The sequence below is a fragment of the Flavobacterium sp. 9AF genome (genome assembly GCF_902506265.1).
Taxonomy (GTDB): Bacteria; Bacteroidota; Bacteroidia; order Flavobacteriales; family Flavobacteriaceae; genus Flavobacterium.
This window is the reverse complement of record NZ_LR733583.1, coordinates 1-14,474: the sequence shown is the minus strand read 5'-3', so window position 1 is coordinate 14,474 and position 14,474 is coordinate 1. Positions and strand designations below refer to the sequence as shown.

The window sequence follows — 14,474 nt, the reverse complement described above, 5'->3', positions numbered from 1 at the left end:
TTTAAATAGACCGTTTTTACAAAAGCTAAGCGTTTCAGTTGTTTAGGGGAAATAACTTGGAATATAATGTTTTTTTGATGGTAAATCAAATATTTAGCTTCGCTAATACTTCATAAACTTCAAGTTCTATTTCTTTCTCTTTAAGAATTTATTTTGAGTATATTTGAAGAGAGTTTGTTTGTTTTTTACAGGATGTCTCTAATGGTTATTTTAAAAAAATGAAATCAATAATAATACTTTTCAGCATTGTTTTACTTATTGTGTGTGATCACCAAGAAGAAAAGACTTCATTTCATTCATCGACAAACAAACCCGTTAATACAGAATCAGGTAAAGACGCTATCGCATTAGTTTCAAATCAACATTTCAATTCTGATACTAAAAGCACTATCCAAACAGACATTACACAGTATCAAGAGATCAAATATGTGTATTTTTCAGACTATAACAACAAACTTGACACGATTAATAAAACATTGAAAATAGCTGAAAATCTGATTACATTCTTCATCCGAAATGAAAACCATACCGAGTTAGTAAAATTCAAAAACAAAGGTTTTCCAATGGAATTCTGGGCTACCGAAATGTGTCCTTTTTTTTATATTCCTTATTTGGAACTTGAAAATAAAATAGCTATAGCAAAAGATTTAGGTTATGCAAACTTTGGTTACAAATGTGAACTTATAACAACCGGATTAAAAGAAGACAAAATATTGACCAATTGGATTAGAATTAAATTTAAGAATGAAACCTCTTCAGAACTAATAGATAAAATATTATCTAACAAAATATTTGATAAAACGAATTCATTGTGTCATATAATTGACCAAACATATGAGTTGAGTATAAAGAAACGAAAACTAAATTCTTTGATTACTCAATTTAAAGAGCTAAGAAAAAATGAAAACATTGTACAAATTGAGTTCATTTTTAGAGGCTGTGAGGATAGCATTTCACTTGATTAAAAACAAATCATTACTAGTGTCACTTTTGCACATCCCTCATTTTCTTAAAACATCCTAAAGTTTAACAAATTTTAATTTTTTTTATTAAATTAATGCTACTTCATCGTAAACTTCAAGTTCTATTTCTTTCTTTTTAAGAAATTATTTTGACTATATTTGAAGATAGTTTGTGTGTTTGTTTGCAAACTAACATTGGAAAAGATTAAAAAAAACAAAAGGATTCAAACAAAAAAATATTTAAATGAAACATTTATTTTTTTTATTACTTACCATCTCATATACAAATTCGTTTTTTTGTCAAAATATTGTTCTTAAAGGAATTGTTGATCCAAGTTTTATAAATACAGATAGACTTATTTATTACAATTATGATTCAAAAAAATTGAGTTCAAAAAAAAATATTAAAATAACAGATACGATTATCAATGGGCATAACTATAACTTCTACAAATTATCTATCCCATTTAAAAAAGCAAAAAAATTATATTTTAATGATGATTATTCTAACAAAGAAACAAGTTGCATACATAAAATTGACATACTTAAACTTGTTAGTTTAGCAAAAAAAGAAAAGTTAACCACTATTCATTCAGATATAATAGTTGATAATAATTGTCAAATAAGGATGTATAATATGAGTGAAGAAAGTGAAAATATTGCTAATAGATATACAGGAACATATGAATACATTGAAAATGGAATAAAAAAACAAATTACTTTAAACCAAATGTTTGATTCTTATTTTTCTTCTAATTTTATTGACTCCAATTTAATGAATTCTGCAAATGGAAAATGGAAATATATAAAAGAAAAAAAAATAATAAGTATAATTTTAAATTATGAGATGAATAAAGAAATCGGGATTAAAAGAATGCTTTTTACAAATAAAACGATAGAAATAAATATAATTGAAAGCAATGGAAAAGAAGAATTTTCAATTAATAATATTAATTTAAATCGAAAAATATAAACCTCCGCTAACATCAAATTAACTTCATCAAATTAGCTGAAGTCTCAAATCCAAATCATACTTACAGGAAAGCGTATGGCAAACATAAAAGAGAAAGAAATATTTGAAATATTAAACAATGACAATACATTTCTTACATTCTGCTACATTTTGGATAACTTGACACTATTTTAAATTGTATAATTAGGGGTTAGTGACTATGTAAAAAACAAAAAAAGGAAAAAGCAATGGAAGATATTTTGAAATTATTTTTCGAAAAGTTTAAGGATCTGAATGATGAAGAAACTGATGCAATTGCAGCACATACAGAATTGAAAAATTTTAAAAAAGGCGACATAATTTTAGAACAAGGAAAGGATTGTAACAAATGCTATTTTATTTTAAAAGGATGTGTAAGAAAATATCAAGTTATTGATGCTAAAGAAAGAACAACAGGATTTTTTTTAGAAGGTAATCCAATTATTTTCTACTCCAGTTATATAAATAAAAAACCATCTGAATATTATCTTTCTTGTCTTGAAGACTGTACGGTACTAATTGGTACTAGAGAACAAGAACTTGAATTACATAAGAAATATCCTAACATTGAAAACAATCTAATTTACAGTTTAATGCTACAAGATTACGAAAAAGTAGAGAATTACAATTCTCTACTTAATAGTTATAAACCAGAGGAAAGATATTTAATGCTAATGAAGACTCAACCGGAGCTTTTTAATCGTATTCCCCTACTCCACATTGCTAGTTTTCTAGGTGTAACACCTGAATCTTATAGCAGAATTAGAAAGAGAATAATGACAAAAAAAGTGTAATCATCAAAATCAATCTATTTCTTTATTTGATTTATGAAACAATATAAAACTAATTATACCAATAATAATTTCAAAAACTGTTGCTATTACGAGTGTCTTGTCAGGCATGCCATCAATTATTATACTTAAAATGCGAGATAGTCCATACGAAAGATAAAATAACGTAGATAGTAACAAAGAAATGTTTGTTAATTTAGGCCTGAAAGTTCCTAAAAAAATTAAGATCCCTGTACAAAAGAGCATTCCTCCTGAAGCTCTTATTTCACTTAATAAACTATTATTGTCGCCAAGATTTATGCCTGCTGAAGCTTCAAAAGGTTTAGGAATAAACAAAAGAGCAGCACCAATAACAATTCCAATTATACCTGAAACCATTAAAAAAAATTGAACTGAATTATTTTTTTTCATTATTTAAAATATGTAAAGTTTATAGAGCAAATTTATATACTTGAAAAACGAAATCACTTGACTTTGGGTAAGAAAACACAGTCAACTAATAGACGTTAGAAATAAGTACCTAGCTAGGGTTTGCAAGAAAACATTTTAGAAGATAAAGGTTTTAGTTATATTTGTAAGTATCAATTACTGAAGTAAGTTACTTCTTGTAAGAGTCAAATGATATTTACAGGTCTAAAGAAATAATGTTCACAGAAATTTCTAAATTCTTCAAAACTGAATATCCGTTAAATGAACACGGACTGAATGAGCTTTTCTCTCTTTTTAAAAAAGAAAACTACAAAAAAGGAAGTATCGTCTTAAAGGCTAACACTAAAGAGAAAAAACTAAGATTTCTTAATAAAGGTTTAATTAGAGAATATTATTCTAATCAAGATAAAGAAATAAATATCAATTTTTATGTTAAACCACAATTTATATCCGATTTATTAACTTTTAGCCAAAACTCAATAACAAGAAAAAATCAAGAATGTCTTACCGATATTGAAGTTTTAAGCATCGAAAGAGATTCTTTCTTCAACTTACTAGAAAAGTATGATTGCGGAAAATCTTTTGTCGATTCTTCTTTTAAAAAATTATTGAAACAAAAAGAAATGTTAGAGTTTAATAGGGTGACTAAAACACCAGACGAACTCTATAAAGAACTATTCATATACAAACCTGAATGGCTTCAACAAATTCCTCAGTATCATATTGCTTCTTATTTAAATATTACACCTGAAACTCTTAGTCGAATTAGAAAACGTACTTCTTGATTTGAATCAATGATAATCTTATCTGTTTAATAGACATTTGTATAAACTTAATATCTATACAATGTTAAAAATACATCATATAAGAAATGCGACAATGGTTATTGAAACCGAAAAAGAAGTTATTTTAATTGACCCAATGTTAGGAGCACAAGGATTTATGCCAAGTTTTACCCTATTTAGGCATAAATATAAAAAAAATCCAACGGTTGCATTACCACATAATGCAAAAAGTATCCTTGAAAAAATAACACATTGCCTTATCACACATCAACATCCAGACCATATAGATAGTAGCGGAGTTAAATTCTTGATAGAACGTAATATTCCTGTAACTTGTAGTATAAAAGATGAAAAGGCATTTAAAAAAAGAGGACTACATGTTACTCAAACATTAAAATATTGGGAAAAACAAGACTTTTTTGACGGAACAATTGAAGGAATACCAGCCAAACATGGATATGGTTTTGTCTCTAAAATAATGGGAAATGTAATTGGTTATTTTATTCAACTACCAAATCAAAAAACGATTTACCTAAGTTCAGACACTGTATATACTGATTCGGTTGATAAAGTCCTAAAGATTTACAAACCTGATATTAGTATTTTAGCTTGTGGAACAGCTCAATTTGATGTATTCAAACAGCTTATTATGAATACTGAGGATATTTTAAAATTCGTCAAAAACTCCTCTGGAAAAGTCATTGCTAATCATATGGAATCTATAAATCATTGTCCGTTATCTCGAAAAGAACTAAAGAAAATATTGATCGAGAATAACTTGACAAATAAAGTTTTTATTCCTGAAGATGGTGAAGTTATTGAAATAACCAGTATTTAAAAAAATATAAGCCATAACAAAGTTTAAGTTTTGTCTATGGCTTTTTATATATAAAATATTTACTTAACCAAAAAATTAATAACTAGAATCAATTTTAGCTTATTTATCCACTTATTAATTGCTGCTTTTTGTAAATAGTTTTAATTAAAAATATATAGAGGATTTTTATTTTTTTAGGAAAGTTGCACTTTTTTATATAATAACTAATCAGAATAAAAAAGCAGAATTTTAGTTTAATTCTATTAAATCAAAAAAATAGAAACAACAAAACGCATTATTTTAAAGGGATTAAGAATTCAACTACTCGCTATTTATTAAATTATGATAATTTAAATCTGATTAGAGTGGTTACTATAAAGCACAAAAAAAGTCCCTAAGGACTTTTATTTTACAAACCCTTGCAAAGGCTTAAGTTGTTCCAAATCAAGATTAGCTTTTTTCATGAGACCAATTAAATTCATTATATTATTTGGATTCATATTTTCTCCTAAGACACGTACTACTGCAAAACCAGTATCTTTTTCGTTAGCAAAAAGAACAAATTCATCAATACTGTCTTCTTCTCCCACAAAATAAACAGCACCACCTTTAGTTCCTGAACCCATTCGCATTAATTCTTGATATTCATTAGACTTTAAAAGTGTTTTTATTTTTTTACTTTCTACTTTATATTTTTCATCATTTAAAGAATCTTTTTTAAAAGCTAAAATATTCATCTTCTCAAATGATTCTAAAGCCTCTTTATCTTCTTTAGACAACGTTAATTTTTCAGTATTAATAATTGAAGAACCTAAATCTAGAGAGATAAAATCTGCAGACTCCGAATTTTCAACAAAATATTTTTGCAAGCTTGGTTCATTGTTACAGCTCAACAATAAGAAACAAAGCAATATCATTATATATGATTTCATTTTCTATATTTTTAAAGACAACAAAACGCATCATTAAAATTTGTTTTGTCGTCTGTTTTTTATTTAATAGCTTCTACAATTATTTTTTAGAAGCTTTTTTTAACTCCTTACCACCAGGTAAATTCATTTTTTCTGTTAAAGCAGAAATTTCATCTAAATTAAAATTACCTGTCAAAGACAATACAATGGCTTGTTTATCTTTGTCACCTGGTGCTTCAATAAACATCAGAAGTTCTTTTACAATATTTTCAGAAGCACCCGATTTTACATAAATATTAACCTTTTTTCCATCGTCATTTACACGCATCAATTCTTCTAAAGGGTTTGATTTTAAATAACCCGTTACTGTAGATTTCATATCGCCAGCTAATTTTGCATTACCTGTTATAAAAACTTTTAAATTGTCTAGTTTCTTTAACAAATCCATGTATTGTTGCGCTTCCTGATCTTTAACATCCACCTTCACTTTACTCATTAACTCAAACATTTTTTTATTTACAATTACTGTAGTTACTTCTTCTTTATCTTCATATTTATCAAAAACAGATTGCGAAAAAGTTGTTGATGTAAAGGCAATAAATACTATACTTAAAATTAAATTTCTCATTTTCTTTTTATTTAAAAATTGTTTTTTTTGTTTTATCATACTCTTTTAAAATAGCCACACTTTCCACCCCATGATTTACTTCTTCGGAAAGCATTTCTAGAGCTTTTTGTGTTTCTACAAATGCTTTTTCAGGGTTTGAATAAGTACCTAAGTCGGCATCTGAATTGTCATTATTATTATAAAAATAACTTATTGTACCAAAAAGAATTACAATTGCAGCCGCAACACCTATCCATTTTACAGATGATTGTTTTTTAGTTTTTAATGGTAATGTTTTAGTAAATTGCTCCTCTTTTTGATTATTAAAATAGCCAAACAATGGTTTGTACTGAACCAAATGCGTTGCTACCTCGTTTGAAGAAAAATAGGCCTTTAATTGTTTTTCTTCTGCTATACTTGAAGTGCCCTCCAAATATTTTTCTAATAGTATTTCAACTAATTTTAACTCCATAATTATGTTTTGCTACTAATTTTTCTCTAATTGTTTTTCTTGCTCTTGAAAGTGCTACTCGCACTGCTGTTTCATTCATATCTAAGACAGTCGCTATCTCATTAAACTCGTATTCTTCAATATCTCTCATTTGAACAATAATTTTTTGTTGTTCAGGCAAATCATTAATAATTTTCTCAACCCAATTCCAACTGTCAGTATCTTCAATTTGCTTATCTACACCTGGTGAATGATCCCCATAATTACTATGCACCAGTTGCAAATTTGATGCCCTTTTTGACTTTAACTGATCTAGACAATAATTTTTAGTCATTGTCATCGCTAAAGCTTCAACACTATTATATTTCTCTAGACCTTCATTTTTATTCCAAAGCCTTACTAAAACTTCTTGTGTAGCGTCTTCCGCCTCTTCAATACTAACAAGCAATCGTTTGGCTACTCTAAAAATTTTGTCTTTAAAAGGAGAAATAATTTGTAAAAACTCCTGTTGTTTCATACTAATTAGGTTGGTTTAAAAGTATAGACGAATGTAAATTAATTTTGTTACATTAAAAAATAACCTTATTTTTATTTGCTAAATGTATATGCTATGAATAAGAAAATTGTTTTTTTATCAGGAATATTATTGCTGTTGCTAGCACCTTCAAGTTGTAGTGATGATTTTGATGATTTTCCACAGAGTCGTTCTGTAAATGAATTTATTTGGAAAGGCTTAAACCAATATTATTATTGGTTACAAGATTCTCCTGATTTAGCTGATAATAGGTTTTCAAATGACACTGAATTTCTTGATTTTCTAAATTCTTATTCTCCTCCTGAAGACTTATTTGAACATTTAATCGTAGATAGACAAACAGATCGTTTTAGCGTGATTTTCTCCGATTATACCGCTTTAGAACAAGCCTTATCTGGAACCCAAAAAAACAATGGTGTGGATTATGAATTACGCTATAAAAATGGAAGTTCTACAGAAATATTTGGTTGGGTAAGATATATATTACCTGGCTCAGATGCGGCTTCAAAAAATATTCATAGAGGAGATTTATTTTATGCTGTTAATGGCATTCCTTTAACTAATACCAACTATAGTAGTCTATTATCTAATGACACCTATACCTTAAATTTAGCTGATTACGACAACGGCAATATTACTCCAAATGGAAATTCGGTATCATTAACAAAAACTGCTTTCTCTGAAAATCCTGTTCATATCAAAAAAACGTTTACTATTGGCTCCAAAAAAATAGGTTATTTAATGTACAATGGTTTTTATTCTCAATATGAAAATGAATTAAATGATGCTTTTGTATACTTTGCGTCGGAAGGCATTACCCATTTAATATTAGACTTGAGATATAATTCTGGAGGTTCTGTAAATACAGCTACACGACTAGCCAGCATGATTACTGGGCAATTTAACAATGATATTTTTGCTAAACAACAATGGAATTATAAACTACAAGCCGTTTTTAATTCGGAAGATTTATTGAATCGATTTACAACAACATTAGGTAATGGAAATGGGTTACAAAGTTTAAATTTAGACAAACTTTATGTACTTACTTCCAAGAGAACAGCTTCTGCCAGTGAATTAGTAATTAATGGTTTAGAGCCACATATTAATGTAATACAGATAGGAGATGCTACAACAGGTAAAAATGTAGGCTCTGTTACTTTATATGACTCTCCTGATTATCGAAAAGTAAATATTAATCCTAATCACAGGTATGCGATGCAACCAATTGTTTTAAAAATAGCGAATAAAAACAATTTTAGTGACTATGTAAACGGGTTACAACCTGATGTAAATCAAGTGGAAGATTTATCCAATCTAGGTGTTCTTGGTGAAACTTCTGACCCATTATTACAAACTGCTTTAAATTATGTGGATACCAATGGAAGATTTTCAATTCCTCAACCTGAATATCGATTTGAGCACTTTGAGGATGTTAAATCGATACGACCTTTTGGAACTGAAATGTATATTGATGTTATTCCAACCCTTAAATAAAAATGAAAAACGCTCCAAATGGAGCGTTTTTCTTTAACTAAGTTTAAAACAAATGTATTAGAATTGTAAGTTCAATCCTAATTTAAAGTTTCTACCTCTTGTAGAATATCCATATTTTTCTGTAAAATCTACATCTAGTAAATTGGTTACGTTTCCAAAGAAAGACACATGCTTATTCAATTTATAAGAGAGGGTTGAATGTACGGTTTGATACGATTTTAAAACAACCTCATCATTTGAAAAACTTGAGGAATTATAAAATAAATCAATTTTGTCATCTGTATATTGATATTGTGCTGTCCAAGTTAATTTTGTAGTTACAGCATAATCAAAACCGGCATTGATTTTGTGTTTTGGTATTAATTGCAACTGACTTACATTGGTTTCCACCTGAGTAAAAGTATAGTTTGCCGTTACTTTTATTTTTTCAAAAGGCAAATAGGTAATGTTAGATTCGATTCCTTTCGCATTAATTTTATCTTCAATATTTTGATATTGTCCCCAAGGTGCTACATTTAAAGAGATAAAATCAATTTTATTTACTTCTTCTCTGTAAAAACCAACCGCGTTAATAATTAATTTATTATCTAAAAATCCTTTCTCAAAACCAATTTCAACAGTTTTGTCTTCTTCTGGTTTTAAATCCAAATTTCCATAAGCAGAATACAATTGGTACAATGTAGGAGTAATATAAGCCGTGCTAAAAGAAGATAATACTCTTACTTTATACTCTTCTAAATAAAACGATGGATTTACATTATAAACCAAATTACTTCCATATTCGCTATGAATATTTAAACGTGCACCTGCATTTACATTTAAACCAAAATCACTATTATAAACTGCGGTAAAATAAGGGTCAATGACATTAAATTTAGTCGCTCTATTATCTACATCTCCCCAAGCACCTGTTTGGTACATATCCATAAATTGCGATTGCACACCTGTAATTAAGTGTATGCCATCTGCGACATCTAATTTATTTACTAAATCTGCATTTACCGTTCTTGATTTATAATGAATTTCATCTAAAGACATCGTCCAAGTGCTATACGAATCGTAATAACGCTCTAAATTAGCAAAAGCTGTGTTCAAATAGATTTCTCCTTTATTGTATTTGTATTGTGGTTTAAAACCAACTCTTAGTTGCTCTGCAGCATATTTGTTAAATTCAGAATCTTGAAAAGCACCATCATCATAATTTGAGCTGAACTTATCATAATTTACAAAAGATTCTATGCTTAATTTATCGGAAGCTTTAAATCCTATTTTTTGATTTAAGTTGATTCTAGAAAAAGGATCCCTTTCAAAATTAGTTCCTGTTGCTTCACTAATTCCGTCCACTTCTGTACTATTCAAAGCCGTATTAAAATTAAACTTACCCGTTTTAGCGTTTAAAGCAAATCCTTGATTGAATTCTTGCCCATATAAGTTAGTTTTTTCTGTTGTGTTTTGTGTACCAATGTTAAAATAAGCCGTACCATTCAATCCTTTTTTACTTGCTTTTTTTGTAGTAATATTGATAACTCCTGTAGCAGCACCAGAACCATATAAAACACTAGAAGATCCTTTTAACACTTCTATTTTTTCAATTTGTTCTACGGGTAATAATCGTAAATCATAAATAGACGCTATGGAAGTTGCATCATTCACAGGATTTCCATCAATTACAATTAAAACCTGACGACTTCTTCCTCCTCTAACATAGTATTCTAAGTTTTTACCTGCAGCACTATTGCTTCCATTAATTTCTAGCCCAGCTACTTGATTTAATACTTGAGCCACAGATTGCCCTTTTCTTGCTTCTAAGTCTTTAGCCGTAATTACATCAATAATTTTACCTGATTTTTCTTTTTGTTGTTCAAATTTGGTGTCGGAAACAACTACTTCTTTTAAATTGGTTACTTGTAAAGTATCAATCTGTTGTGCATAAGAAAGTGAGGTTAAGAATGCGGCACAAGCACTCCATTTCATAAACGTTGCGTTCATTTTAGTTAATAAATAATTTTTAATAAAAGGGAGAAAAGCACAGAATTTACCCATACTCAAACTTTTTTTCCCGAAAGTTTGTTACTCATTGAATAAAGGCAGGTCTCCTGGCTTGCGTCTTGTTATTGACCTTCCCGTTGCAATTTAGAATGTTGAAGTAAAAAACGTTTTTAAGTTCTAAACTCTAACTTCTAAATTATCTAACAGTGGTAATGCAGATAATAACAAGCGTATTAGCTTACAGTTGCGGGTACAGCTTAGGCATTTCACCTAATTCCCTTTTAATGTTGCTTCGATTTCTCTAAGCGACAACCAAAATTCGCGTGCAAATGTAGGTATTTTTTAACTATTTCCTAAATAAGAAATCAAAATCAATCTTTCTTTTTTATTTATGCCAAAGAAAATTGTTTTTTACTTCTTTTTTCTCATTTTTCTTATCAAAAGGACAACTCCAACAATTACATGAAAAGCAATAATTGTATATACGGCTGCCATAAACTCTCGTGAATCTGTATTCATTTTATTTCAATATTATTTTAAAAACTGCACCAAAGTTACACTTATTTTGAAAAGCATCTTGTAAAGGTAAATTTTGTTGGTAACATAAAAAACTTCTAATTACTCCAGCATGGGTAATAATAAGGGCTTTTTTGATATTTTTTCTCTTTAGATCTTCTATAAAAGTAAGCACTCTTTCGTATAGTATAATAAATGACTCTCCATTAGGCACTCGAACCGAAACAAAGTCTTCCATCCAATGATTAAGGGGTTCTTTAGGTATTTCATCCCAAGAGTGTAGTTCCCAATCTCCAAAATGCATTTCCATGAGACGAGCATCTGTTTGAAAATCGTCATTTGAAAGAAAATCAGCTAATTGGGTACATCTTTTTAACGGACTTGAAAATATGGTTATTTTCTCTTGTAAAGGAAGTTGCTGTTTTATCTCTTCAAACTCTTGTAAATAAGGTTCTCGTAATGCTACATCAGCTTGACCATAACAAATTCCTTTTTCACAGACAGTTTCTGTATGTCTAACTAAATAAATCTCCATAATACTAATAATGAAATATAAAATACCACCTCACATACTTGTTGGGTAGCACCTAAACAATCCCCAGTATAACCACCAATCCATTTTTTAAAATAGCGGGCTAAATACCCTCTAAAAGTAAATACAGGTAAAAGAATAAAAACTACCTTATAATTTATAGACACCCAATACACTAAAGGAAGTAAACCCCAAAAAGCAGAACCGACTACTTCTTTCCAAGTAAAAGTTTTGGCAATAGGTTTACTTTTACTTAGTTCATCTTCTCGAACATAGTCATGGGTAAAAATGATAGTAGCTGCTGCCCATCGACTCATAGCATGAGCAGTAATAAAAATAAATAGGATATTAATTAAATTGGTTTGAGAAGATAACACCTCTACAAGCTCAACATATTTTAAAAGCAATAAAAGCAGTATTCCAATGGCACCGTAAGCACCAATAGCACTATCTTTCATTATCTTTAATATTTTCTCTTTGGTCCAACCACCACCAAAACCATCACATACATCAGCAAAACCATCTTCATGAAAAGCTCCTGTGACTAAAATACCAGTTATCATACTTAAAATAACTGATATAGAAACAGGCAAGATTTGGGAAAACCCATAAAATACTAGTCCGGAAATAGTCCCTACTATCCATCCAATCAGCGGAAAATAACGTGTGGCTTTGTTTAAATAATCAGGATCATGTGTGATGTTTTTAGGACAAGGAATTCTAGTATAAAACATAACAGCTGTAAAAAATATAGCGATTTCTTTTTTCATTATAAGTCCAATTTATTTATTACTTACTCCTGCACTTTCAAAACTAGCCATTTCATTTAAGAAGGCTACAGCAGATTGAATTATGGGAAAAGCTACCGCACAACCACTACCCTCACCCAATCGCATTTGCAGCTGCAAAATAGGAGTTACCTGTAAATATTCTAATAATTGTTGGTGTGCTTTTTCTTCTGAACAATGACAGAAAATAGCATTCGCTTTAATAGCAGGATTCTTTTTAAAAGCAATTAAATAGGCCACACTGGAAATAAATCCATCTACTAAGAGGAGCATTTTATTTTGATAGGCTTGCAGCATACCGCCTGCCATTTGCAAGATTTCGAAACCACCGAAATAAGTAATAATCGCTTCTAAATCAGCTGTTCCTTTATAGTTTTGAATGGCTTTTGAAAGAATCTTTATTTTATTCTCTAGTTTTTCATTGGCTACTCCTGTTCCTTTGCCCACACAGTCTTCAATTGAAAAAGGAGTTAGCATTGCCATCAATACGGAAGCAGTTGAAGTGTTACCAATACCCATTTCGCCAAAACCGATACAATTAGAACCTTTTGCGTGAATTTGGTTTACCACCTCAGCTCCCATTTGAAAACACCAATCCCTTTCTTTAGGACTCATGGCGGCCGTGTGTAAAAAAGATTGGGTGCCTTTAGCCACTTTTTTATGTATCAATTGGGTTTGCGTTGGAAAGTCATAATTTACCCCTGCATCTACAATTTCTAAATTAATCTGGTGTTGGTTACAAAACACATTAATAGCGGCACCACCTTCCAAGAAATTCGTAATCATTTGTCGGGTTACTTCTTGTGGATAAGCACTTACTCCATGATTGGCAATTCCATGATCCGCTGCAAAGACTACAATGTGAGGTTCAATTATTTGAGGTGCATCCGTTTCAAAGACTATTCCTATTTGTAAGGCCAGTTTTTCCAAAAGACCTAAAGCACCTTCTGGTTTTGTTTTCTGATCTATTTTGTGTTGTAATTGGTTTTTTAGCGTTTCTTTTGGTGATGTAAAAACGGTATCTTCAACTGCATTTGTTTGGGATACTGGTTTACTATTTTTAATATGCGTTACTTGAGCAACCGTACTTTTATCTTTCCAATGCAATTGTTGCAACATCGGTTGTTTTCCATAATCGGTAGCGGGTTTACCAATACAAAAGTAGCCTAACGGCTCAATATGTTCGGGTATATCTAATAAGGTTTTGAAATCATAATAATTTAGAATTGAAACCCATCCCATGGAATAACCTTGTTCCGTTAGGGATAACCAAATGTTTTGAGCAGCGCATACTGCACTAAATTTAATGGCTTCATTACTACCAACAGTTCCAATGGTAAATGTATCTAATACCGAACGATCGTAAGCAATCACCATCCCCACAGGAGCTTCTTCAATAGCTTCTAATTTTAGGTTGAGATAAGCTTCTTTTTGAGCTTTGGTATCTGTAGTTTCTGCTGCCTTTTCATGATAGGCAACAAATAAAGCTTTGATTTGTTTTTTAATTTCAGCTGCTGTGATGATATAATAGCGTGTTGCATCGGTCAGTCCTACAGAAGGTGCATGATGTCCTGCTTCAATTGCTTGAGCAAGTACTTCCTCTGGAACTTCTTCTGTGGTAAAATGACGGGTGTCTCTTCTTGAAGTTATGATGTCATATAAATCTTTCATTGCTACTTTTAAAATCTTGTTACAGATATAATTTCCTTATTGGTTCTCGATACATTTTTTATTCCATTTCATTCCATAAAAAACACTCGAACTGACGAGGAGTTAATTCTCTATTTTTAATACATAGTACTCGTTGTTTCAAATGTTCTCGATACATTTTTTACTCCATTTCATTCTATAAAAAACACTCGAACTGACGAGG

Annotated in this window: 15 protein-coding genes and 1 riboswitch; of the genes, 6 read left to right on the top strand and 9 right to left on the bottom strand. The window is 29.9% G+C overall.

The genetic code is table 11. From position 1 onward, the window contains the following. The first annotated feature begins 218 nt into the window (after positions 1-218). From HALO113_RS15800 to HALO113_RS15790, 3 genes are all read left to right on the top strand, one after another. Positions 219-965 (top strand): hypothetical protein, encoded by a 747-nt coding sequence (locus HALO113_RS15800; protein ID WP_159780066.1) that lies wholly within the window; start codon positions 219-221, stop codon positions 963-965. Between the two features lie 241 nt (positions 966-1,206). Beyond that, complete coding sequence (locus tag HALO113_RS15795; RefSeq protein WP_159780064.1) at positions 1,207-1,935, top strand: hypothetical protein; 729 nt, start codon at positions 1,207-1,209, stop codon at positions 1,933-1,935. 227 nt (positions 1,936-2,162) lie between these two features. Then, positions 2,163-2,747 carry a Crp/Fnr family transcriptional regulator gene (locus HALO113_RS15790; protein WP_159780062.1) on the top strand — a complete coding sequence of 195 codons (585 nt, stop codon included), beginning with the start codon at positions 2,163-2,165 and terminating at the stop codon, positions 2,745-2,747. A 9-nt stretch (positions 2,748-2,756) separates the two neighbouring features. Here the strand turns inward: HALO113_RS15790 and HALO113_RS15785 are convergent, their stop codons facing one another. Then, positions 2,757-3,155 (bottom strand): DUF4345 domain-containing protein, encoded by a 399-nt coding sequence (locus tag HALO113_RS15785; RefSeq protein ID WP_159780060.1) that lies wholly within the window; start codon positions 3,153-3,155, stop codon positions 2,757-2,759. Between the two features lie 233 nt (positions 3,156-3,388). Between HALO113_RS15785 and HALO113_RS15780 the strand changes: the two genes are divergently transcribed. Next, complete coding sequence (locus HALO113_RS15780) at positions 3,389-3,958, top strand: Crp/Fnr family transcriptional regulator (RefSeq protein WP_159780058.1); 570 nt, start codon at positions 3,389-3,391, stop codon at positions 3,956-3,958. 61 nt (positions 3,959-4,019) lie between these two features. Next, entirely contained in the window at positions 4,020-4,796 is a 777-nt protein-coding gene (locus HALO113_RS15775) for an MBL fold metallo-hydrolase (RefSeq protein ID WP_159780056.1), read from the top strand. Between the two features lie 383 nt (positions 4,797-5,179). On the opposite strand, the gene HALO113_RS15770 is transcribed toward HALO113_RS15775, so the two are convergent. The 4 genes from HALO113_RS15770 to HALO113_RS15755 all read right to left on the bottom strand — a co-directional run bounded on the left by HALO113_RS15770 (position 5,180) and on the right by HALO113_RS15755 (position 7,261). Further along, the gene (locus tag HALO113_RS15770; RefSeq protein WP_159780054.1) at positions 5,180-5,707 is read right to left on the bottom strand and encodes a DUF4252 domain-containing protein; all 528 of its coding nucleotides are present in this window, start codon (positions 5,705-5,707) and stop codon (positions 5,180-5,182) included. 79 nt (positions 5,708-5,786) lie between these two features. Next, positions 5,787-6,314 carry a DUF4252 domain-containing protein gene (locus tag HALO113_RS15765; RefSeq protein ID WP_159780052.1) on the bottom strand — a complete coding sequence of 176 codons (528 nt, stop codon included), beginning with the start codon at positions 6,312-6,314 and terminating at the stop codon, positions 5,787-5,789. 7 nt (positions 6,315-6,321) lie between these two features. Continuing rightward, entirely contained in the window at positions 6,322-6,765 is a 444-nt protein-coding gene (locus HALO113_RS15760) for a hypothetical protein (protein WP_159780050.1), read from the bottom strand. Then, positions 6,746-7,261, bottom strand: a complete 516-nt coding sequence (locus HALO113_RS15755) for an RNA polymerase sigma factor (protein WP_159780048.1) — start codon at positions 7,259-7,261, stop codon at positions 6,746-6,748. The genes HALO113_RS15760 and HALO113_RS15755 overlap by 20 nt, the downstream gene beginning before the upstream one ends. 93 nt (positions 7,262-7,354) lie before the next feature. Here HALO113_RS15755 and HALO113_RS15750 point away from each other — a divergent pair, with 93 nt between their 5' ends. Continuing rightward, positions 7,355-8,776: a S41 family peptidase gene (locus tag HALO113_RS15750; RefSeq protein WP_159780046.1), complete on the top strand. Its 1,422-nt coding sequence runs from the start codon at positions 7,355-7,357 to the stop codon at positions 8,774-8,776. Between the two features lie 57 nt (positions 8,777-8,833). Here the strand turns inward: HALO113_RS15750 and HALO113_RS15745 are convergent, their stop codons facing one another. The 4 genes from HALO113_RS15745 to cobT form a co-directional block, all read right to left on the bottom strand. Then, entirely contained in the window at positions 8,834-10,765 is a 1,932-nt protein-coding gene (locus tag HALO113_RS15745; RefSeq protein ID WP_236554755.1) for a TonB-dependent siderophore receptor, read from the bottom strand. A 79-nt stretch (positions 10,766-10,844) separates the two neighbouring features. Next, a riboswitch (cobalamin riboswitch) is annotated at positions 10,845-11,097 on the bottom strand. A gap of 188 nt (positions 11,098-11,285) precedes the next feature. After that, positions 11,286-11,816, bottom strand: coding sequence for an alpha-ribazole phosphatase (gene cobC, locus HALO113_RS15740; RefSeq protein ID WP_159780044.1), 531 nt, complete (start codon positions 11,814-11,816; stop codon positions 11,286-11,288). Then, complete coding sequence (locus tag HALO113_RS15735) at positions 11,801-12,583, bottom strand: adenosylcobinamide-GDP ribazoletransferase (protein WP_159780043.1); 783 nt, start codon at positions 12,581-12,583, stop codon at positions 11,801-11,803. Before HALO113_RS15735 ends, cobC begins: the two co-directional genes overlap by 16 nt. A 12-nt stretch (positions 12,584-12,595) precedes the next feature. Then, entirely contained in the window at positions 12,596-14,272 is a 1,677-nt protein-coding gene (gene cobT, locus HALO113_RS15730) for a nicotinate-nucleotide--dimethylbenzimidazole phosphoribosyltransferase (RefSeq protein ID WP_159780042.1), read from the bottom strand. Positions 14,273-14,474: the final 202 nt, after the last annotated feature.